This window comes from Microbacterium sp. UCD-TDU (assembly GCF_000340625.1).
Taxonomy (GTDB): Bacteria; Actinomycetota; Actinomycetes; order Actinomycetales; family Microbacteriaceae; genus Microbacterium; species Microbacterium maritypicum.
In genome coordinates this window covers 1,078,099-1,099,262 of the sequence record NZ_KB454446.1, presented here as the reverse complement: position 1 = coordinate 1,099,262, position 21,164 = coordinate 1,078,099, and the positions used below count along the sequence as shown (strand labels likewise).

18 protein-coding genes are annotated in these 21,164 nt (G+C 68.6%); 9 read left to right on the top strand and 9 right to left on the bottom strand.

What is annotated here, in order from left to right; genetic code table 11:
• Positions 1-78: 78 nt before the first annotated feature.
• Entirely contained in the window at positions 79-4,530 is a 4,452-nt protein-coding gene (locus tag D514_RS38100; protein WP_081603869.1) for a glycoside hydrolase, read from the bottom strand.
• Positions 4,531-4,636: 106 nt separating this feature from the next.
• On the opposite strand from D514_RS38100, the gene dcd reads away from it, so the two are divergent.
• Complete coding sequence (dcd, locus tag D514_RS28150; RefSeq protein ID WP_017829685.1) at positions 4,637-5,242, top strand: dCTP deaminase; 606 nt, start codon at positions 4,637-4,639, stop codon at positions 5,240-5,242.
• Between the two features lies 1 nt (position 5,243).
• Entirely contained in the window at positions 5,244-5,753 is a 510-nt protein-coding gene (locus D514_RS28145; RefSeq protein WP_144052977.1) for a hypothetical protein, read from the top strand.
• Positions 5,754-5,772: 19 nt separating this feature from the next.
• On the opposite strand, the gene D514_RS28140 is transcribed toward D514_RS28145, so the two are convergent.
• Together D514_RS28140 and D514_RS0119355 are read right to left on the bottom strand one after the other, a co-directional pair.
• Positions 5,773-6,804 (bottom strand): FUSC family protein, encoded by a 1,032-nt coding sequence (locus D514_RS28140; protein ID WP_031205759.1) that lies wholly within the window; start codon positions 6,802-6,804, stop codon positions 5,773-5,775.
• A 119-nt stretch (positions 6,805-6,923) separates the two neighbouring features.
• Entirely contained in the window at positions 6,924-8,360 is a 1,437-nt protein-coding gene (locus tag D514_RS0119355; protein WP_017829682.1) for an MFS transporter, read from the bottom strand.
• Positions 8,361-8,478: 118 nt separating this feature from the next.
• Between D514_RS0119355 and soxR the strand changes: the two genes are divergently transcribed.
• Complete coding sequence (gene soxR, locus D514_RS28135; protein ID WP_017829681.1) at positions 8,479-8,919, top strand: redox-sensitive transcriptional activator SoxR; 441 nt, start codon at positions 8,479-8,481, stop codon at positions 8,917-8,919.
• 6 nt (positions 8,920-8,925) lie between these two features.
• On the opposite strand, the gene D514_RS38095 is transcribed toward soxR, so the two are convergent.
• A complete protein-coding gene (locus D514_RS38095) occupies positions 8,926-9,945 on the bottom strand; it encodes a S9 family peptidase (RefSeq protein WP_017829680.1) in 1,020 nt (339 codons plus the stop codon).
• A 74-nt stretch (positions 9,946-10,019) separates the two neighbouring features.
• On the opposite strand from D514_RS38095, the gene D514_RS28125 reads away from it, so the two are divergent.
• Complete coding sequence (locus D514_RS28125) at positions 10,020-10,664, top strand: TetR/AcrR family transcriptional regulator (protein ID WP_017829679.1); 645 nt, start codon at positions 10,020-10,022, stop codon at positions 10,662-10,664.
• 71 nt (positions 10,665-10,735) lie between these two features.
• Here D514_RS28125 and D514_RS28120 read toward each other — a convergent pair whose 3' ends face one another.
• Entirely contained in the window at positions 10,736-11,368 is a 633-nt protein-coding gene (locus D514_RS28120) for a hypothetical protein (protein ID WP_017829678.1), read from the bottom strand.
• Between the two features lie 102 nt (positions 11,369-11,470).
• On the opposite strand from D514_RS28120, the gene D514_RS39200 reads away from it, so the two are divergent.
• Positions 11,471-12,034: a MarR family winged helix-turn-helix transcriptional regulator gene (locus D514_RS39200; RefSeq protein ID WP_236610927.1), complete on the top strand. Its 564-nt coding sequence runs from the start codon at positions 11,471-11,473 to the stop codon at positions 12,032-12,034.
• A 12-nt stretch (positions 12,035-12,046) separates the two neighbouring features.
• Here D514_RS39200 and D514_RS28110 read toward each other — a convergent pair whose 3' ends face one another.
• From D514_RS28110 to D514_RS28100, 3 genes are all read right to left on the bottom strand, one after another.
• Positions 12,047-13,453, bottom strand: a complete 1,407-nt coding sequence (locus D514_RS28110; protein ID WP_031205757.1) for an MFS transporter — start codon at positions 13,451-13,453, stop codon at positions 12,047-12,049.
• An 81-nt stretch (positions 13,454-13,534) separates the two neighbouring features.
• A complete protein-coding gene (locus D514_RS28105) occupies positions 13,535-14,710 on the bottom strand; it encodes an exo-beta-N-acetylmuramidase NamZ domain-containing protein (RefSeq protein ID WP_017829675.1) in 1,176 nt (391 codons plus the stop codon).
• A 2-nt stretch (positions 14,711-14,712) separates the two neighbouring features.
• Positions 14,713-15,579: a MurR/RpiR family transcriptional regulator gene (locus D514_RS28100; protein WP_051056561.1), complete on the bottom strand. Its 867-nt coding sequence runs from the start codon at positions 15,577-15,579 to the stop codon at positions 14,713-14,715.
• A gap of 237 nt (positions 15,580-15,816) precedes the next feature.
• Between D514_RS28100 and D514_RS28095 the strand changes: the two genes are divergently transcribed.
• Genes D514_RS28095 through D514_RS28080 form a run of 4 tightly spaced genes read left to right on the top strand, consistent with a single transcriptional unit; the run spans position 15,817 to position 20,044 of the window.
• A complete protein-coding gene (locus D514_RS28095) occupies positions 15,817-17,100 on the top strand; it encodes an ABC transporter substrate-binding protein (RefSeq protein ID WP_017829673.1) in 1,284 nt (427 codons plus the stop codon).
• A gap of 55 nt (positions 17,101-17,155) precedes the next feature.
• Positions 17,156-18,130, top strand: a complete 975-nt coding sequence (locus D514_RS28090) for a carbohydrate ABC transporter permease (RefSeq protein ID WP_017829672.1) — start codon at positions 17,156-17,158, stop codon at positions 18,128-18,130.
• Positions 18,130-19,047 (top strand): carbohydrate ABC transporter permease, encoded by a 918-nt coding sequence (locus D514_RS28085; protein WP_017829671.1) that lies wholly within the window; start codon positions 18,130-18,132, stop codon positions 19,045-19,047. The genes D514_RS28090 and D514_RS28085 overlap by 1 nt, the downstream gene beginning before the upstream one ends.
• Positions 19,048-19,060: 13 nt before the next feature.
• Positions 19,061-20,044, top strand: coding sequence for a serine hydrolase (locus D514_RS28080; protein WP_017829670.1), 984 nt, complete (start codon positions 19,061-19,063; stop codon positions 20,042-20,044).
• Between the two features lie 3 nt (positions 20,045-20,047).
• Here D514_RS28080 and D514_RS28075 read toward each other — a convergent pair whose 3' ends face one another.
• Positions 20,048-20,944, bottom strand: a complete 897-nt coding sequence (locus tag D514_RS28075) for an Lrp/AsnC family transcriptional regulator (protein WP_017829669.1) — start codon at positions 20,942-20,944, stop codon at positions 20,048-20,050.
• Positions 20,945-21,164: the final 220 nt, after the last annotated feature.

The window sequence follows — 21,164 nt, the reverse complement described above, 5'->3', positions numbered from 1 at the left end:
CCCGATGGCCAAAGCACGGGACGCGTCGGGGTGCCACCGCAGACGGTGGTCTGCGATGGCACCCCATGATCGCGTCGGTCAGCGGCGCACGCCCCGTCGTCGGGCGAACGCCAGGCCGCCGGCCGCGAGCAGCAGGGCTGCGAGGGCCAGCGCCGAGGTGAGCCCGGCGGCGTCGAGCCCGGTGGAGGCCAGGCCGCCGACACCGGCTGCGCCGGAGCCGATTCCGGTGGTGTTCCCCCCGCCGACTCCGCCGGTCCCCGGCTGTGCGGCGCGCACCGTCAGGGGAGCCCGCACCTCCGTGCCGTCTGCGCGGGTCATCACGACGTGGTGCTGTCCTGCGGCCACATCGGTCGGCACGCGCCAGGACAGCGTCCCGGCTCCGGATCCATCGGCCGTGACGGTTCCCATGTCGATCGGGTCGGAGTGCAGCGCGAACGACACCACCTCATCGGGCTCCAGCCCGGCGACGTCGACGGTGATCCGGTCACCGGCCGTGACGGCATCCGCGGAGAGCGTGACCTGCGCGGGCTCCGGCGTCGTCGCCTCGTCGAGCGTCACCATGATCCAGCTCACCTGCACGTCGGCGTCGCGAGTCGGCTGCAGCACGAGTTCGATCTGGCCCTCGTCGCCCACGGCGATGTCGCCGTAGCTGCGCACCTCGTCGGCCGCGCCGTAATCATGGTCCTGCTCGACGACGGTGCCGTTCACGCTCACCTTCGCGCCGCGGTCGTCCCACTGGTCCCAGGGGTCCGCGTAGCCGACATGCACGCTGTACCGACCGGGCTCGAGGTCGCCGAACCGGTAGGCGATGTCGCGACCGTCGACCGCGTATCGCAGGGTCGAGAACATCGTTCCGTCGACCGTGCCCGCGCTCTTGCTGCCCTCGCTGACGTATCCCCACGACGCGCCGCTCGCGGCATCCTCGGCATACGCCTGATCGGCACGGCTGTTGCGCAGGTCACCCTCGTCCTCGGCGGCGTCCCGCAGGGCCAGCCAGTCCGCGGTCTGCTGTCCACCGGCGTTGACCGCGTAACGCAGTCCCTCGGGAACGACCGCGATCGTGCGGGTGAACGTGCGTCCGCCGAACTCGGGGAGGGTGCCCGTCGCGGTGACGATCCCCGGTGCGTCGAACGAGCCGGCGATGCTCCAGGTCACGGGCTGCTCGGTCATCACGCCGTTCTGGGTGACGTTGACCACCGGTGTGTCGAGTGCGCCCCCGACCGGAACCGTCTCGGGCACGGCCGAGACATCCCACGCCGACCACTGGTCGAGCTGGTCGAGCGTCCACTCGTCGTGCACCTCGACCGCCAGCGAGTCGCCGCCTTCGCCCATGTTGATCGGCAGCCACACCATCTGCGCGTTCTTGAGGTCGCCGCCGCCGTTCCACCGGTCGCCCATGTAGATGTACTTGCCGTGCTCGCGATCCACCGGGATCACCGAGCTGGGCTGCGAGTTCCAGGAGTTGCTCTGCGCCCACCAGGGGAACGGGTCTCCCATCTCGGTCCACGCGCCCATGATGTCGCTGGAGCTCGCCCACCGTGAGGGGTTCGGGCTCCATCCCGTGGTGCCCGAGGTGATCAGGAAGTACCGCTCGTCGTGCTTGAAGATCGCCGGGGATTCCCTCGACTGGTTCACGAAGATGCGGTTGTAGTCCACACCGAGCACGGCCTCATCGGCGGGAGTCGCCAGGTCGGTGTAGTCGTCGTTGAGCTTGGAGATGAACATGGTCGCGTTCTCCTCGCTCGAATAGATGATGTAGCCGGTGCCGTCGTCGTCGACGAACAGGTTCATGTCGCGCGCCATGCCACGGTTGTTCGGGGCATGGTTGGTCGGTTCGGCATCGGCGGGTGCGTAGTGCAGCCGGTAGCTGTCGATGTACGTGAAGGGACCGAACGGCGAGTCCGCCACCGCGACCCCGGCGTTGGCCTTGGCGTACTGAGCGGACGACGTCGCCGACGGACCGTCCATGTGCGCCCACATCACCCACTTGCCGGTCTTCTCGTTGAAGATCACCTTCGGGCGTTCGATGATCGGCGGGGTCACGCCGTCGACGGGCACGGTGCCGAGATCGCGGTAGACGGCGTCCTGCTGGGCGGCGGAGTAGTCGCCGTACAGCGCCTCGAAGTAGGGATCGTCCTCGAACTGGTCCTTCGACGACAGCGCCCGCAGCGCCACCCCGCGGTCATCCCAGTTGTACAGGTCGTACGAGCTGTAGACGTGCACGCCGGGAGCCGAGTGGTACCCGTTCGTGCGGTCTTCGCCGTAGAGGTAGTAGATGGTGCGACCGTCGGCATCCTTCGACGGCACGACCTGACCGCCGTGCGCCTGGATCACCTCGCCGTCGGAGTCGAGCCATTCCTGTCCTGGGCGGAAGCTCGCGTACGGGGCGATGTCGTCGCGTGCCGACTCGAGCCGCCACAGCTGGTTGGCGCCCCAGTTCGACTGCCACACCCCGACGCTCGCACCGACGGAGGTCGAGGAGCCTCCGACATCCAGCACAGCACCGCGTCCGGCGTTCAGCAGGCTGAACTCCGCGCCGTCGGTCGAGGTCATCATCCACAGCGCAGACGGGTCTGTCGCCGCGGAGGCGTCGTCGAGCACGCGCAGGGCCGTGGAGTCGCCGTCGGCGACCAGCGCACGTCCGTCGGTCGCACGCAGGGCGAAGCGGTCGCGCGAGGTGCCCGGCTGGTCGTCGAGGAGCGAGGCCGTCCAGGTCTGCGCGGGGATCAGTTCGGGATCCCTGGCGCTGCCGAGGAGGGCGCCGTCATCGGAGGCGGTCAGTGCATGCCCGCTCTGGACGCCGGTGATCGTGTAGGTCTCACCGTCGCGAAGCGCCGGTGCCTCGGCGGCGACGCCTTCGACGCCGGAGACGACGAAAGTGGTCACCGACTTCGCGGGAACCGTGAGAACGGCGGTCCCGTCTGCGCCCACCGAGACCGCTGTGCCGGCGCGCAGAGCGTTCGCCGTCGGGTCGGATGCCGGAGACTCCGTCGTCACGACGGGTGTCACCGTGGCGCCCTGATCGATGTCGCCGAACAGCGACAGGTCGATCGTGATCGTGCGGGCCTGGTCGCTCTCGTTCGTGTGCACGAGCGTGGCGCCGGAGCCGTCGGCGTCGATGGCCGCCGTGGTGTCGTTGTCGGCGACCCGCACCAGCTGGTCGCCGGGTTCGATGTAGTGCGTGAAGTTGCGCAGGGTGTTGTACTTCGCGTTCGTGCGGATGTGGCATCCCGCGTCCGCGTCGCCGTCGGCCAGGCGACGGGCGGAGTCGCCCTCGGCGTTGCAGTCGAAGTCGATGAACACCGAGCCCCAGTTCTTCTTCTCGACCTTCTCCATGTTGTAGAGGTCTTCGACCGGCTGCCACAGCACCCAGGCCTCCGGTTCGAGCTCGCGCAGGTCGGAGCTGACGAGCTGGGCGATGCCGAGCCCGTTCTCGATGGCATCCGGGTTCCAGCTGTCGCCGCCCCAGTTGCCCTCGACCTCACTCATCCACAGCGGCTTTGCCGCGCTCTTCGCGATGTCACGAGCCAGGTGGCGGCCGCCCGTGGAGTAGGTGTGCACGTTCAGCTGGGCGACGGCGTCACGCGCCGCGGTGTCCCATCCGTTCCAGTCCTCCACGAATCGCTGCGGATTCGTCTCGTCGGGGCCGGAGATCACGGCGTCGGTCGTGGTGCCGGAGGCGGCCAGCTCAGCGGCGAGCGCCTTGATCACGTCGGCCTGCAGCGCGGGGCCTGCGTGGGCACCCTCCTGCCTGCTCGCGCTCGTGGGCCAGCCGTCGCCGCCGATCGTGGTGCCCCAGTAGTTGGTGTTCGGCTCGTTCAGCGGGTCGATCGTGTCGAACGAGATGCCCTGGGTGTCTTCGACGTGCTCGACGACGGACTTGAGGTACGTCGCGAACGTGTCGAGGGAGTCGCGGCGGATCTGGTCGGCCCAGGGATCGGTGCCGCCGCTGACGAAGCCGCTCTCGGTCATGAAGTAGGGCGGGGAGTTGCTGAAGGCCTCCCAGGTGTCGACCTGGTCCTTGATGGCCGAGACCCAGGCGAGCTGTGCGGCATCGGCCGAGAAGTCGTAGTCGCTCGCGTTCTCACCCGTCCAGGCGGCGCGGAAGCGGTCGCGGTCGGCGAAGCTCGAGGTGATCGCGCCGTCGTCGTCGGTGAGCGGAGCATCCGGGTTCCACCACCCCGGGACCGCGCCGCCGGGGCGCAGGTAGTCGGGCACATCGGTCGCGTTGCCGCCGCCGATGTTGTAGCGCGCGATGTTGAGGTTCAGGCCCTCGTCGCCGAAGACCTTGTCGATGAGCTCATCGCGCAGCTCTGCCGGGTACGAGCCGGTCGCGTTCGCCATCCACACCAGACTCGAACCCCACCCCTTGAAGGGGGCGCCGGCATAGGCGGGATTGGGGGTCAGGGTGACATCGGATTCGGCAGCCGTGGCCGCCTGCGGGAAGGCGGCGAGACCGCTCGCGGTCGCGGCGAGCACCGCGGCCATGGCGAGTGCGCGCCGGGATGTGGTCGCTGTTCTTGCAGACATCGTTGTCCATTCAGATTGTGTTGACGTTAACATGTCGACGTCAACACAATCTAGCGGATCTCGATCGACCGGACAAGTTCCCACTCGCGACAACTAGGCTGGTGCCGTGCTTCTCAGCGACCGCGACATCAAGGCAGAACTCGCATCCGGCCGCATCGGCCTCGACCCTCGCGAAGACGGGATGATCCAGCCGTCGAGCATCGACGTGCGCCTGGACCGGTACTTCCGGTTGTTCGACAACCACAAGTATCCGTTCATCGATCCGTCGGTCGACCAGCCCGAGCTCACGCGGCTGATCGAGGTCGACCCCGACGAGCCCTTCATCCTGCACCCCGGGGAGTTCGCACTCGGTGCCACGTTCGAGCAGGTCACGCTGTCCGACGACATCGCGGCACGCCTCGAGGGCAAGTCGTCCCTGGGGCGCCTCGGGCTCATCACGCACTCCACCGCGGGGTTCATCGACCCGGGCTTCACGGGGCATGTGACGCTCGAGCTCGCGAACGTCGCGACCCTGCCCATCAAGCTGTGGCCGGGGATGAAGATCGGGCAGCTGTGCTTCTTCCGGCTCACGTCTCCCGCCGAGAACCCGTACGGCTCCGGTCCCTACGGCAACCGGTACCAGGGGCAGCGCGGACCGACGGCCTCGCGGTCGTTCCAGAACTTCCATCGAACGGATGTCGGCAGCACCGACATCGGAGCAGTCGGAGGCTGAGATGAGCGACGTCAGCGGCACACCGCCGGAAGAGCCCGTCGTCCCCGAGGACGCGGATCTTCCCGACGCGCGGGAGGCCGTGCCGGATGAGCCGCTGATCCCGCCCGCCGACGTCGTCATCCCGCCGCCGCCACCCGAGATCCCGATCCCGGAGGGATTGCTGGCGGAGCCTGCGTCGGACGTCCCCTCGGACGTGTCGCCCGTCGATGCGGTCGTCCCGCCGCCGCCCGCGACGCGTCGTGGTTCCGACCGTGCACGCCCGACCCCCGCCATCCTCGAAGGAGAGCCGCCCGCCGCGGTGGCCGACGACTGGTCCCAGCCGTCGGTCGCGCCCGAGGCGCCGACATCCGGCGGCTATCGCGTGCTCACCGTCGTGATCTTCGCGTTCCTGTTCGTGCTCCTCGTCGCCGCGATCATCGTCGGGGTGTACCTGCTGAACACGACGACCTTCCCCTTCGCGGGTGCCGACGAGGCCGCCGCGACGGCGATCGCCTTCGCGCTGCGCTCCTGACCCTCGGCGCAAGGCGCGCTCAGGCGCGTGTGCGTCCCTGCCGACGCCGAAGCGCCGCCGATGCCACGGCGACGAGAGTGCCGATGGCCACGCCGATCACGGTCTCGATCGCGCGGTCCTGAAGGAGCATATCGACGGGGGTGGGTGCGGCGAGGTGCACCATGAGCAGCGCGAGCGGGGTGATGAACACCATCGCGATGCCGTAGTTGCGGCCGACGAACAGCTCGGCGGCGGCCTGCAGCGCGACCACGAGGGCGATGACGGCGAGCGGAGGCAGATCGATCGCGAGGATCGCCGCCGCGACAAGCACGCCGAGCAGGGTGCCGACGAGGCGCTGGATGCCGCGGATCACCCGGGCGTTCAGCTGCGGTCCGCTCACGGCGGCGACCGCGCCGACGGCTGCCCAGTACCAGTGGGAGTCCATGATCAGCAGGCCGGCGAAGCCTGCTCCCACGATCGCCACTCCGACCGATGCGGCCATCTCGCCGGCGATGGGCCCCACGGGCTGCCGGGACCGCGACGCCGCATCGGCCGTGCTGCGCGTGAGGACGCCGATGAGGGCGGTGATGGCCAGTCCGAACAGCACGCTCGGACCGCCGACCAGCAGCACGTCGCCGAACGAGGCGGTCGTCGCCGGGATCGTGGCGCATGCCCCGACCGCGAACACCGGGAACAGCGGTCCCGGAGGGTGCCACCGCATCGTGTAGGCGAGCAGGGTGACGGCGGATGCGATGGCCGCGACGACGAGGATGCTGACCGGGGCGGGAGCGGCGAGGACCGACAGGGCGGTGCCGACGAGCATCGAGGCGAGGATCACCCCGCCGGCGGTGGCCTGCATCCGCAAGCGATCGCGGAACACGTCATGGCGCCCGTAGAGCGCGGCGAAGGCGCCGAAGCTCGCGTAGATGCTGAGGTCGAGGCGCCCCAGCATCCAGAGCACGAGGAGGGGGACCGCGACGCTGATCGCGGCGCGGAGCGCGACCCGGTGGTCACCGCGGTGCGGTTCGACGCGCAGAACGCCCGTCCACACTCTGCCCCGCGAATCCGCCACCGATCCAGCCTACGTCGGCGATGAGCCCACGGCAGCGCAGATCTGCGAGGATCCCTCCGGCCTCCGCGACGTGCAGACTATCGGCGAGGAAGGCGTCGAGAGCTGGGGCCCGAAGGGGGTCACGGCGTCTCCGTTTCGTAGGTCTCGGTCTCAGTGGCTGCGCCGATGCCCCAGCTCGCGCCTCTGGCGACGAACGCGCCCAGGAGTGTGACGCCGGCGAAGACCAGCATCAGGAGTCGGGCGGCGTCGACGACGTCGGGCATCGCGAGGTTGACGAGCACTCCGGCCATCGCCGCACTGAACGCGCTCGCGATGATGAAGACCGTGTTCACGGCTGCGGCCGCCTTGGCGCCTTCCTCCTCGCCGGAGGTGCTGCCGAGCGCGGCGACGGTCAGGTGCGGGAATCCCAGGCCGATGCCGGCTCCCGCGAGGAAGAGGGTCGCGAACCAGAGCGCGATGACGAGCGCGGACGGGCCCTGGTGCTGGAGCAGTCCGTAGCCGGCGAGGCCGGCGGCGATGACGACGGGACCGATGGTGATGAGGAGGCGACGCGAACGGACACCGGTGGCGTTGGCCGTGAACACCTGGGTGATCGACCATCCGAGCGAGAGCGCCGCACCGAGCAGGCCGGCGACGAAGGGCATCAGTCCACCGATCTCCTGCCCGAACAGCGGGATGAACGCTTCGGTGCCGATCGCGAAGGCCAGGACGGCGACCGTGATGTACACCCATCCGAGTGAGGAGCCCGCGGCGAACGTGACGCGCGGCAGGATGCCATTGCTCCCACGCCGCTCGTGACGCAGGAACCACGCACCGAGGACGACACCGATGACGATGGCGACTCCCGTGCCGAAGCCGGCGGGGACGATGCTCGCGACCCCCACGGCGGCGACGCCGCCGGCGAGGAGGACGAGGGATGCCCACGGGACGGACTCGCTCGATCGCATCCGCGTGGTCTGTGGCAGGGCGCGCACGACGACGACGCCGATCAGTGCGGAGACCACGGCCAATCCGATGAACGTCACGCGCCAGGCGTCCAACTGAGCGAAGATTCCGCCCACCACCGGACCGACGATGTTGCCGACGCCCCACATCGCCGATACGAGGGCGGCGGCCCGTGCCCAGAGTCGCTCGGGGAGGGTGCGCTGAATGAGCGCGTAGCCGAGCCCGGCGAGGAGCCCGCCGCCGAGACCCTGCACGGCCCGACCGCCGAGCAGTGCCCACATCCACGGACTCGCGGCGCAGAGGAGCGAGCCGAGTCCGAACAGGCCGAGTGCCCACAGGTAGGCCTGGACCGCACCCCGTTGCGTGAGGACCCGGCTCACCATCATCGAGCTGACCACAGATGCCAGGAGGAAGGTCGTCATCGTCCAGGCGTAGAACTCCGCGCCGCCGATGTCCCCGACGATCGTGGGGAGCAGGCTGGTGGTGAGGTAGACATTGCTCGCCTCCAGCAGCACACCTCCCGCGAGCACGGAGGCGATCGGTGCGTAGCGGCTACCGAGCAGTTCGCGCCAGCTTCCGGCGGGGTGCGTGCGGTGCGGTGTCTGAGTCATCGGCTGTCCTTCATGGCGTCGGAGCGGGCGATGGTCTCGCCCGCAGGGCGCCGTTTCTCGGCGGCCGATCGTCACGCTAATACCTCGAGTAAACTCGAGGTCAAGAGGAGGCGGAGAGATGTCATTGGAACCCGACGATCTACTCGCCATCGGTGAGGTCGTCCGGCGCACCGGCGTCCCGGCGACGTCCCTGCACTTCTACGAGCAGCTGGGGTTGATCTCATCCACGCGGACGGCCGGGAATCAGCGCCGGTATCGGCGACACATGCTGCGGCGGATCTCGTTGATCGTGGTCGCGAAACGTCTCGGCATCCCGCTCACCGATGTGCATGAGGTCTTCCAGAGCCTGCCCGCGGACGAATCGCCCTCTCAACGGGACTGGCAGCGGGTCGCACGACTGTGGCGTGAGCAACTCGACCTCCGTCGCACCCAGCTCGAGCATCTGCGTCGCGAGATCACCGGCTGCATCGGCTGCGGCTGCCTGTCGCTCAAGGCATGCCGGTTGCTGAACCCCGAAGACGCGCTCGCCGACGACGGTCCCGGTCCGCGCCGGATCTGAACGCTGTCACGCGTCCACCGGCGGGCGCTGCTGTCCCGCTGTCGCCGAACGCCCTGACGGTTCTGGTGCTCCGGCCGTGGTCGTGGCCGCCGCGGTCCTGCCGGTGGTGCGGCGCGGAGCCCGTCGACGAGCCTGAGTCGCGCCCGGTGCCGTCGACCCGAGTGCATCGACGGCCTCGAGCCCGCCCGTCACGAGCGCGACGACCGCGTCGAGCGTCGCATCCGCCGACAACACGCGGGTGTGTCCGAGTCCTTCGGTACGCAGCAGACGGGAGCGCTCGCCGTGAGCCGCATGCAGCCGCAGGGAGTCGGAGTCCGGCATCCGTCGGTCATCGCGATCGTGGATGACCATCAGCGCTGTCCGCGCCGGAAGTGGATGCCGCGCGGCGTCATAGCGCGCCGATATCGTGGCTTGATCCAGGTCGAGCCGTCGGCGGAATCGCTCCGAGAGTCGTGCGATGGTCGCGGGATCGAGACGGAGCTCCTTCGCGAACTCCGCGACGAAGGCATCGGGCCCGGCCGCTCCAGCGATCGCGACGACGGCGTCGGCGGGCACCGTCGACCGGGCGATGGTCAACGCCGCGAAGGCTCCGAACGAGTGGCCGACGATCGCGGCGAAAGGACCGCGGGCGGCGTGCAGCTGCTCGGCGGCGTCGACCCAGTCGCGCACATCGGTGCGACTACCGCCGGAGGTGCCGTGCGCCGGCGCGTCGAAGGCGAGCACGCGGAAGCCCTCCGCGACGAGTTCACGCACGAGCGGTGCGAACTGCGAGGCCCGTCCTCGCCATCCGTGCAGGAGCAGCACTGTGCGAGGACCGCGGCCCCACTCGTATGTGGACACGTCGATGCCACGCACACGCAGACTCCCGAGGCGTGCGTCGTCGAGTGTCGCTGCATCGGTTTCGCGCACCGGCATCCGGGGGGAGGTGGTGAAGAAGAGGTGGTAGGCGAGGTCGCCCGCGAGCGCGGGAGAGACGCGGGCGGCGGAGTGGATGCTGCGGGTGAGCAGTTCGAGGACGGATGGCATGGATGCTCCTTCGCCAGGAAGAATACGAACGATCATGCGCATACTAGGCGAACGATCGTTCGTATACTAGAGATATGTCGATTCCTGTGGTGCAGGACGGGCGGCGGGCTCGTGGCGACGCCTCCCGGCGCATCGTGCTGCACAGTGCGACCGATCTCGCCTCCGTCGAAGGACTGGACGGGCTGACCATCGGGCGGCTCGCCCAAGCCTCCGGGTCGAGCAAGAGCAGTATCGCCACGCTCTTCCGGAGCAAGGAGGGGCTGCAGCTCGCCACGGTCGAGGCCGCGCGGGAGATCTTCACCGCCCGGGTCGTCGAGCCCGCTCGGGAGTGTCCGCGAGGTGTCCACCGTCTCGCCGCGCTGCTGCGCAACTCCCTCGCCTATTCGAAGGATCGGGTCTTCACCGGTGGGTGCTTCTTCGCCGCCACCGCGGCCGACGTGGACTCGAAGTCGGGACCTGTGAGCGACGCGGTGCGCGCGGCGCTGGTCGACTGGTACGGGTACATCGAGGCCCAGCTCCGTCACGCGGTGGCCGCGGAGGAGATCGACGCCGATGCGGAAGTGCTCGCGTTCGAGCTGGTCGCCTTGAATGAACACGCCAACGCGCACTCGCTGCTGATGGACGATGATCGCCCGTACGCGCTCGCCGCCGCGGCGATGCGCGGTCGCCTCCGTGCTGCCGGTGCGGAGGAGTCCGCTGCGGCACTCCTCGACCTCTGACGCCGATCCCGGGCATGCGAAACGCCCCACCCGCTGCCGGATGAGGCGTTTCGTCGATGGTGTGCGCGGCGTCAGAGGGCGCGACCGCGGGTGAAGCCCGCGTCGAAGCCGCGTTCGAATGCGTGCTGCGTCTTGTGGCCGTGGTCGTGCGTGTGGCCGTGGCCGTGCGCGTGGCGGCAGCCGCTTTCGGCCTCCATGCCCGGACCGAAGTCATGGCGGAGTCGGTGGCCGAATCCGCGAGGGGCTCCGCGACCATGCCGGGGGCCGCCGAAGCCGTGGCGACGTCCGCGGGGGAGAGGAGTCTCCTCGTCCCAGCCGAACGCGCGCGCGATCTTCTCCAGCGATGCCAGCGTGGTGGCCATGTCCTCGGCGGGCACGGCGTCGGCGACCTTCGCACGGATCTTGTCGACGATGGCACCCAGACGATCCTTCGCCGCGCGACCTTCGTCGGTGAGTGCCCATCCGTCGCCGTCGGTGGCGACCCATCCGCGCTCGGTCAGGTCGTGCAGCTTGTGCGTGTTCAGCGGACGATCCGGCGCGACGGTGCCGTCGACGGCGTTGAGGATCCGCCAGTCGCGGCGGTTCGCGTGCTCGCTGTCGAACGCGGTGGCGAACTCGGCCGCCATGAGGCGGTCGGCGGCCTTCAGCCAATAGCCGAAGGGGTGGGAGGTGTTCTCCGGGTTCTGCGATTCAGAGGTGTTCATAGGGATCCTTCGTTGTCAGTGTGCATGTATATGTCACAGTGCATGTAAATGTAGAATGACATGCAATAAAGATGCATGTCAAGTCGCATGTAAAATCAGAGGGTGACGACCGAAGAGAACGAGCCCGCGGAATCGGATCCCGCCGAAGCCATCGCCCGGGCCTTGTCCCGCTTGCGCGGACGCCGTCCGGTCGATCGGGGGCACGGCGGGCGAGGCAGACCCCACGGCTGGCGCGACGGGCCGCACGGCGACGATGCGCACGACCATTTCGACCACCACCGTGGACACCCGGGCATGCCGCCGTGGATGGCGGACCCCTCCGGGCGTCTTGGTGGTCCTGCCCGCATGCGGATGCTGGAGGCGCTCGCCGCGGCATCAGCGCCGCTGAGCGTGAGCGACCTCGGTGCCGCGATCGGGGTCGATCAGCCCCGCGCGTCACGGCTCGTGCAGCAGGGCGTCGAACGCGGTTACGTGCGCCGCGAGGCCGACCCCGACGACGCGCGGCGCACACGTATCGCGCTGACCGACGAGGGGCGTCGCCTCGCCAGGGGCATGCGCGGCGAACGTCGCGAGATGCTGGCGACGGCGCTCACCTCCTTCACGGAAGAGGAGCGCGCCGAGCTCGCCCGGCTGCTGAACAAGCTCGCCGACAACTGGCAGCGCTGACCCGGGTTCGGATCAGCGCGGCGCCTTCACCGGGAGCAGGAGCAGGAAGCCGGCGATCAGGACGACCACGATGCCCAGGATGCCGAACGCGGTCTGGGCCGTCAGCACGATCAACAGGGTCCAGGCGCCGGAGGCCATCCAGCTCGCGGCCCGACCGGTCGTGGCGTACAGGCCGAAGATCTCGCCCTCGCGTCCTGCCGGGGTGACCCTGGCCAGGAATGACCGTGCCGCCGCCTGCGCGGGGCCGACGAACGCGCACAGGATGAGTCCGCCGATCCAGAACACGAAGGGGCCCGCGTCCCTCAGGAAGAAGACCGCGAGGCCGGCGACGATCATCGACCCGATCGAGGCGAGGATGATCCGCTTCGGACCCAGGTAGTCGTCGAGTCGTCCGGCGGCGATCGTCGAGACCCCCGCGATCAGGTTCGCGGCGATGCCGAAGATGATGATCTCCTGCGTCTCGAACTTGAACACCGCTGTGCCGATGATCGCACCGAAGGCGAACACGCCACCGAGGCCGTCGCGGAACACGGCGCTCGCCAGCAGATACCAGAAGGTGGGCCGGGTCTCCGGGTCGCGGTACAGACCGGCGACGTCCTTCACCAGCAGCGGGTACGAGGCGAAGAATCCGACTCTGCGCTCGGGGCGTCCGAGTGAGGGCTCCGGCACGTTGAGGAAGATCGGGATGCTGAAGATGATCGCCCAAACCGCGCATCCGACCGCGATCAGCCGGTAGGCCAGGCCGTTGTCGGTCGACATGCCGAACCAGTCGAAGGTGTCGAGCACGACCACGATCACGAGGGCGATGATGCCGCCGAGGTAGCCGAAGCCCCAGCCGAGGCCCGAGATGCGACCGACGTTCTTCGGGTTCGCGATGCCGATGAGCATCGCGTTGGAGTTCACCGCCGCGATCTCCTGGAACACCGTCGCGGCCGAGATCAGGGCGACTCCCAGCCAGAACAGGCTCGGTGTGGGTTCGACGAACCACAGGCTCAGCATGCACATGACCAGTGCGCCGGTGCCGATTCCGAGCCACAGCTTCTGGCGCCCGGCGGCGTCCGCGCGCTGACCCAGCACGGGGGCCAGCAGGAGGATGCCGAAGGCCGCGATCGTCGACCCCAGGCCGAGACCGGATGCGAGATCCGCCTCGGCGGCGAGTCGGACCGGGTCGTCCACATCGAGCGACGCGACCTCTGGTGGCAGGAAGCCCTCGCCGACGAGATACAGCGCCGTGAACACGAACGTCAGGATGACGGTGTTGAAGGGCTGCGTCGCCCAGTCCCACAGCGCCCAGGAGTACACCTGCTTCTTCGGCGCGGGCGTCTCGCCGCGCAGATCCAGGCCGACGACGGCCACGGCGCCGCTGTTCGCGGTCGCCACGGGCTCGGGAACGCCCTGGTGAGGTTCGGGTTCGCTCATGGGGGAAGTCTGGCGGGCCACGGTGAACGCCCGGTGACGGCGCGCCGCGCCAGGGGGCAGAGACCGGAACCGCAGTGATGCTCAGGCGTAGAGCAGGTCCGCCTCGACGGCCGCCGACCAGTCCGGTACCGCGAGTGTCGCCGGGTCGTTCCAGCTCCCGTCGGCGATCTGGCGGAATGCGCCGCGCACGCCGAAGAGCTTCTCCAGCGGCGACCAGTTCGACTCTCCCGGCATCGGGATCAGCGACCGCTCGGCGAGCGACTCCGGGTACATCTCGGCCAGGAGTGACAGGAGGCGCACCCCGGTGTGCACCGGCCGCAGGGCCGCGGCATCGGTCACGTGCAGGATCACACCCTCGCACTGCGCGCCGGCATGGTCGCGCACGAGGGGGGTGAATCCGTAAGGGGAGGCGGTCACCCCGGGGAGATCGAGGTCGACCACCGCCTGCGCATAGTCCTCGGCGTCGATGAAGGGCGCCCCGATCACACGGAACGGCACCGCGGTGCTGCGCCCTTCGGAGACGTTCACGCCCTCGGCGAGGCACGTCCCGGGGTAGAGCAGGGCTGTCGCCGCGCTCGGCAGGTTCGGCGACGGCGGCATCCAGCGGAGCTCTTCGCGACCGATCGCGGTGTCCCCGCGTCGCCAGCCGTCGAGTTCGACGACGTCGAGGTCGACATCGATGCCGCGGGTGCGCACCCAGTGCCGAGCGAGTTCGCCGATGGTGAGTCCGTGACGGATCGGCATCGACCAGCGTCCGACCAGCGATTGCGCCGCCTCGTCGAGCATCGGGCCCTCTGCCTGTTCGAGGAGACCGCCGAGGGGATTGGGGCGGTCGAGCACGATGACGGCGACCCCCGCATGCGCGCAGGCTTCGAGCATGTGGCTCATGGTCCAGATGTAGGTGTAGAAGCGTGCGCCGACATCGGGGAGGTCCACCAAAACGACGTCGAGGTCGGCGAGGTCTTCCGCGGAGGGGCGCACGGTGGGGCCGTACAGGCTGCGCACCGGAACGCCCGTGACGCGGTCTCGCACGTCGTCGATGAGCGCGCCCTCCTTCGCCCGCCCGTCCATCCCGTGTTCCGGGCCGAAGAGCAGGCTCAGCGACCACCCCTCCGCCGCGAGCGCGGCCCGCCCACGCGTGAGCTGCGACGTCAGTGCCAGGTCGTTGGTGAGCATCCCGATCCGCGCGGTGCGCAGCGTGGTCAACAGGCGCGGGGGCAGGTCGTGCCGGAGGAGCCGGTCGATACCGAGGTGCATGGTCAGTCGATTCTGTGAGTGGTGACGGCGTCGAGGGTGCGTTGCAGGTTCGCCGAGATGGTGTCGTAGTCGGCCTGCGCGATACGGGTGTAGAGGAAGTCGAGGATCGCGAGTTGCGCGATGCGGCTCGCCATCGCGCCGGAGCGGAACGTGGATTCCGACACCGCGGTGACGAGCACCAGGTCGCACGCTCTGGCCAGGGGCGACTTCGGGTTGTTCGTGATGGCGATCGTGGTCGCCCCGGCTCTCCCCGCGACCTGCGCCGCCTGCACGATCTCGAGCGTGCGTCCGGAATGGGAGATGGCGATCGCCACATCCCGCCCATCCAGCAGCGCAGCGCCCGTCAGTGCGAGATGGTGGTCGGTGCGGGCCTGGGCGACGAGTCCTGCGCGGTGCAGCTTCTGCTCCAGATCCTGGGCGGCGAGTCCGCTGGAGGCGGCACCGTAGATGTCGATGCGTCGCGCGTCGCGGACCTCGGCCACGCAGCGTTCGAGTTCGTCGAGATCGATCTGGCGGGCGGTGCGTTCGATCGCGGCGGCCTCGGCGAAGGCGATCTTGCGCACCGTCGTCGCGACGTCGTCGTAGCGACTGACGTCGCCCGCAGACACCTGGAACCTCTCCTGGTCGGATGCGCTGCGGCTGAGCTCGGTCGCGAGCGCCAATCGCATGTCCGGGTAGCCGCCGAAGCCGACGCTGCGTGTGAAGCGGGCGACGCTGGCGACGGAGACCTCGCACTCCTCGGCCAACCGGGTGATGGAGCTCTCCACGACGGCCTGGGGCTCGGCGAGGACGTACTCGGCGATACGGCGCTCGGTCGGGGTCAACTCGGAGAGACGCTGATGGATGGCTGTCACGACACTGTTCGGCACGTGCCCATGATGTCAGGCCGAAACCCACTTCGGAAGAAATTTTCAGATTTGCTTGCATTTCTGTAAGAGATTGCCCAAAGTGGGCATGTCGGCATCTCCCTCAACCCCGGGAGTGCCGCATGACATCGACGTCACGCGACGTGTCCTCAGCACCGAGGGCACTTCGAAGGGCGTTCCCCCCGAAGTAACGGCAGCCCACGACGTGCCAGGCAGCTGCCACCGTCCGAGAGGAACATCATGCGAAACCGCCCCGTCCGCCTCGCATCCACAGCAGGCATTCTCGTCGCTGGGCTCGCTGTCGCGGGCTGTGCCCCCGCCGCGTCCAGCGGTGAAGCCGAGAGCGATGTCACGCTCACGATCTGGTCGTGGCAGGCTTCCTCCTCGCCCAAGTGGGAGGCCGTCTTCGACAAGTACGAAGAGTCCCACCCCGGGGTCACGATCCAGTTCGAAGGCTTCCAGCCGACCGAGTACAACCAGATCCTGGCGACCGGTCTCGAGGGGAGCGATGGACCCGACATTGCCATGCTCCGCGCGTACGGCGGCATCCAGTCGGCGATCCAGTCGGAGCAGATCGTGCCGATCGACGACATCGTCGACGGACTCGATCAGTTCGATCCGACCGTGCTGCGGGCAGCTCAGGGCAAGGAAGACGGGAAGACCTACGGCGTCCCGTTCGCGTACCAGACGATGCAGATGTTCTACAACAAGACCATGTTCGACGAGATGGGCCTCGAGGAGCCCACCGACTGGGACGAGTTCATCGACCTGCAGGAGACCTTGCTGAAAGAAGGCGTGACCCCGATGGCACTCGGTGCCCGTGAAGACTGGGTGCTGCCGATGTTCCACGACATCGTGGGCTCCGCGAACTACGGCGGATCCGAGTTCGAGGAGAAGGTGCTCGCCGGCGACATCGACTTCACCGACCCGACGTACGTCTCGTCGCTGCAGATCGTCAAGGACATGCAGAAGTACCTCGACAAGAACGTCAACGCGATCGCCGTTGCCGACGCCGTGCTGCAGTTCACCTCGGGGCAGGCAGCGCAATGGCCCGGTGGATCGTTCGATCTGCCGACGTTCCAGAACTCCGCGCCCGATACGGAATGGGGCGTGTACGAGGTGCCCCCGGCCCCCGGCAGCGTTCTGGACCATGCGGTCACCCCGGGCTACGCCGACGGCAGCTTCGGCATCAACGCCTCCAGCGAGAACCAGGAGGCGGCGGCAGAGCTGCTGAACTGGATGACGACCTCGGAATTCGGTCAGCTCGTCGCCGATGAGGTGGACCAGTTCTCCGCCCTCCCCGGAGTGAAGTACTCCGACCCGCTCATGCAGGAGATGAACGAGCAGTACACCGCCAACCCGGCGCCGTACCTGCTGCTGGTCGACTTCCGCTACGGCGACCCGACCGGGACCGCGGTCCTGGGCCCGGACATCCAGGCGATGTTCCTCGGCGACAAGACGCCGGAGCAGCTCGGTGCCGACCTGCAGTCCGGGGTCTCCACCTGGTTCACCCCTGGTTCCTGATCCGAACACGAGGGGGCGTCGATCCGGCGCCCCCTCGCGGAGCGAAAGACACACCATGGCACTGACCATCCCCGTCCGGCGCGACACCGCGAAGCGCGAGAGCACGAAGCGACGCACACGCGCAGGCATCGCCCTGTCCACCCCGACGGCCGCCCTGTTCGTCCTGCCGGCCGCCGTGCTGTTCGCCGTGCTCATCCTCTATCCGATGCTCGCTGCGCTCAGCTATTCGTTCTTTGACTGGCAGGGTACGAAGCAGGGCGGTTTCGCAGGGGTCGCCAACTACATCACCCTCCTCACGAAGGAGCCCTACGCCTCCGAGCTGTGGAACGCGTTCGGGCACAACCTGCTGCTGTTCGCGGGTGCGCTGGTCTTCCAGAACTCGCTCGGCCTCGGTATCGCCACCCTGCTGCACCGCCGTAAGCGCACCAAGCGCTTCTTCCAGACGATCTTCGCGCTGCCCTACCTGGTGAGCCCCATGGTCATCGGCTACCTGTGGTCGCTCATGCTCTCGCCGCTGTTCGGCCCGGTGAATGCGATCCTCCGCGGCGTGGGCCTCGAGAGCCTCGCCCTTCCCTGGCTCGGCGACCCGCAGCTCGCGATCTGGGTGATCGTGCTCGTGAGCGCCTGGCAGTGGATCGGCTTCCCGATCCTGCTGTACGGCGCCGCTCTCGGCGGGATCCCGGAGGAGATCGAAGAGGCCGCCTCGCTCGACGGGGCGACCGCGGCGAAGCGCTTCCGCTACATCACGTTGCCCATGCTCACGCCGACGATCGGCATCATCACGGTGCTCACCTTCATCGGCAGCATGGAGGCGATGGCCATTCCGTTCGCGCTCGCCGGCTCGAACGGGGCGCCCGCCGGGTCGACCGACGTCATGATGCTCCTCTTCTACCGGACCGCCTTCGAATCGGGGAACCCGAACTCGATCGGCGTCTCCTCCGCGCTCGCGACCGTCCTGTTCATCTTCATCATGGTGATCTCGGTCGTGATCACCTCGACGATGCGTCGCGCTGAACGAAAGCTGTTCTGATGAGCACTGCCCTCGACACCCGTCCGGAGCCCACCACCGAAGCGATCGTCTCCGGTCGTTCCTCCGCCCCACGCCGCCGCTCCAGCCGTACCGCCGATGCCCCGTTCATCGGGCGGTTGTTCGCGAATGTGTTCCTCTGGGGCTACGCGCTCGTCGCCATCGGCCCGCTGCTGCTGATGGTCAACAACTCGTTGCGCACACAGCAGCAGATCGCGACCGAGCCGCTCGGACTCCCGGTCCCGCCGACGTTCACGAGCTTCCAGAGCGCGTGGATCACCGCGTCGTTCGACACCTACTTCCTCAACTCGATCACCGTCACCGTCGGCTCGGTCATCGTCACGACCGTCGTCTCGGTGCTCGCCGCGTACGCGTTCGCGAGGGCTCGGGCGAAGTTCTTCCGTGGCATCGAGGCGGTCTTCCTGTCCGGGCTCATGCTGCCGGTGCACCTGGCGATCCTGCCGCTGTTCTACCTGCTCGACTCGCTCAAGATGACCAGCAACGTGTTCAGTCTGATCCTCGTCTACGGAGCCCTCGGCATTCCGTTCACGACGTTCGTGCTGACGGTCTTCTTCCGCGCGTTGCCGATCGAGCTCGAAGAGGCGGCGCGCATCGACGGCGCCGGTCCGTTCCGCACCTTCGTGCAGATCCTGCTGCCGCTCGTGCGTCCGGCGCTCGCTACCGTGATCGTCTTCCGCTTCGTACCGGTGTGGAACGACTTCTTCTACCCGCTGATCCTGCTGCGCGACCGGGACTCGTACACCCTTCCCGTCGGGCTCACCCGCTTCTTCGGCGAGTATTCCACCGACTGGCCGCAGCTGTTCGCCGGGCTCACGATCGCGACGATCCCGCTCATCGTGCTGTTCCTGCTCGCGACCAAGCAGATCATCAACGGACTCACCTCCGGCATGAGCAAGTGACGGGAGAGCGGCCGTGGTGAACGGGGCGCCGGGGTCGGCGTGGGCCTCCCTGCGAACGACGCCGGGGCGGGGAGCCGATGAGCTGCTGATCCTCGGCACCCCGGCCCACGACGACCGGACGCCTCTGAACGAGCGGCACCTGTTTGATCTCGCGTCGCTCACGAAGGTCTTCACCGCGGTCGCCGCACTGCGGCTCGTCGACCAGGGCAGGGTCGACCTCGACGCGCCCGTCGCGCCGGTCCTGGATGCCGGTTCTGGTGAGGGCGCTGGACGCATCACCCTCCGCCACCTCCTCACGCACAGCTCAGGGCTGCCGGCCGAGGGACGCGAGTGGCGGGACGGGATCCGCGGCGATGAGTTGCGCGCGCGGGTCCTGCAGCGACCGCTCGTATATGAACCCGGTGGTGGTCACCTCTACTCCGACGTCGGGTTCATCGCCGCAGGGGAGTACCTGGAGCGCGTCGCGGGGAGACCCCTCGCCGAGCTGTGGGCGGAAGTGGCGACGGTCATCGGCGCGGGGTCGCTGACATCGTCGCCCGATCTGCGCGAGGCCGTGGCGACGGAAGAGCAGCCGCACCGCGGTCCGGTGCGCGCAGACGTGCATGACGAGCTGGCGCACGCGCTCCAACGCCCGGCCGGTCACGCCGGGCTGTTCGGATCGGTGCACGACGTCGCGGCATTGGCCCGGATGATCCGTGAGGACGGGCAGGGGCCGCGGGAGCGCGTGCTCTCCGCTGACTCCTCGCGCGCACTCCGCGTGCCGACCGTGCGTGCCGATGCCGGTTACGGCCAGGCGATCGGGTTGCGGGTACGGGACGAGTCGTGGATGTCCGGCATCGACGCGGTGGGGCATACCGGATTCACGGGCACGTGCTTCGCCGTCCACTCCGGTTCCGGCGGCTTCGGTGTGCTGCTCGTCAACCGCGTGCATCCATCGCGTGAAGACGCCGATATCGCCGCCGTCCGTCGCGCCTTCCTCGCACCGCTCGCGTCCTGAACCTCAGTCCGTGCGCAGCGGGCGCAGCGTGCGCGCGTAGTCCTCCTTCAGCACGGCGAGGTGCAGCCAGGCCTCGATGCGCGTCACCCCCGGCAGCGCGCGCAGCCGCTCGAGGCTGGCGTACAGCGCCCCCGCCGAGGGCTCGACCAGCGTGGCCACGGCGTCGAAGCGGCCGAGCGTGCGGGCGGCGAAGTCCACACCGCGCCCCCTTCGCAGCTCGTCGATCACAGCCTCGTCGTCGTCGCCGAGCGTCATGCCCACCCCCATCGACAGCTGCCGGTGGGCGAGCCCGCGCGCCTCGACCGCGCTGATCTTGATCACCCCGGCGTCGATCAGCCGCTGCACCCTGGTCGCGACGGCCGAGGGCGACAGGCGCACCTCCTCGCCCAGTGCGCGGAAGCTCTTGCGTCCGTCGGCCTGCAGCTGTTCGATCAGCGCCTCATCGATCGTGTCGAGGGTGACACCGCCGTGGTACTCCGAGACGAAGAAGCCCTTGATCACGGTCGAGTAGATGATCGTGCTGATGTCGAGCACGCCGTCGATCGCACGGATCAGGGCCAGCAGGTCGTGCAGCTCCGACATCGAGCCCACGCGCACCTCGGTGACCACGTCGTGCGCCCCGCCGACGGCCGACACCAGCACGGTCTCGCTCATGTCGCGCAGGTGCTCTGCCACGAGCTCGACCGAGCCGTCGGTGCGGATGGAGACGTGGGCGAGCACGTGCTGACCCAGGAAGACCGGGTCGACGGCGGCGACGACCCGCACCGTGCGGTCGGCGAGCATCGTGCGCAGCCGCGCGGCGACGGCGGCCCGAGACTGCCCGAGTCGCTGTGCCAGCGAGAGGATGCTGGCGCGACCGTCTTCCTGCAGCGCGCGGATGAGTTCTGCGTCGAAATCCATGGTGCCGCTCGATTCGGTCAGTTTCCCGCGATCGCACGCTTCGTGGTGCGTAAAGCCAGTGTAAGAGCCTTGCTGGCGACCGGGTAGGCGTGCATTGCACGAATGGGCGATCATATATTCAGTGAATCCGCGTTATCACTGGAGTTCTGCGCTTGCCGGCCGGGCCGCACGTCCGTAGCATCCTTCGCTATCCGACATCTTCCGCAAAGGAGCGGGCACC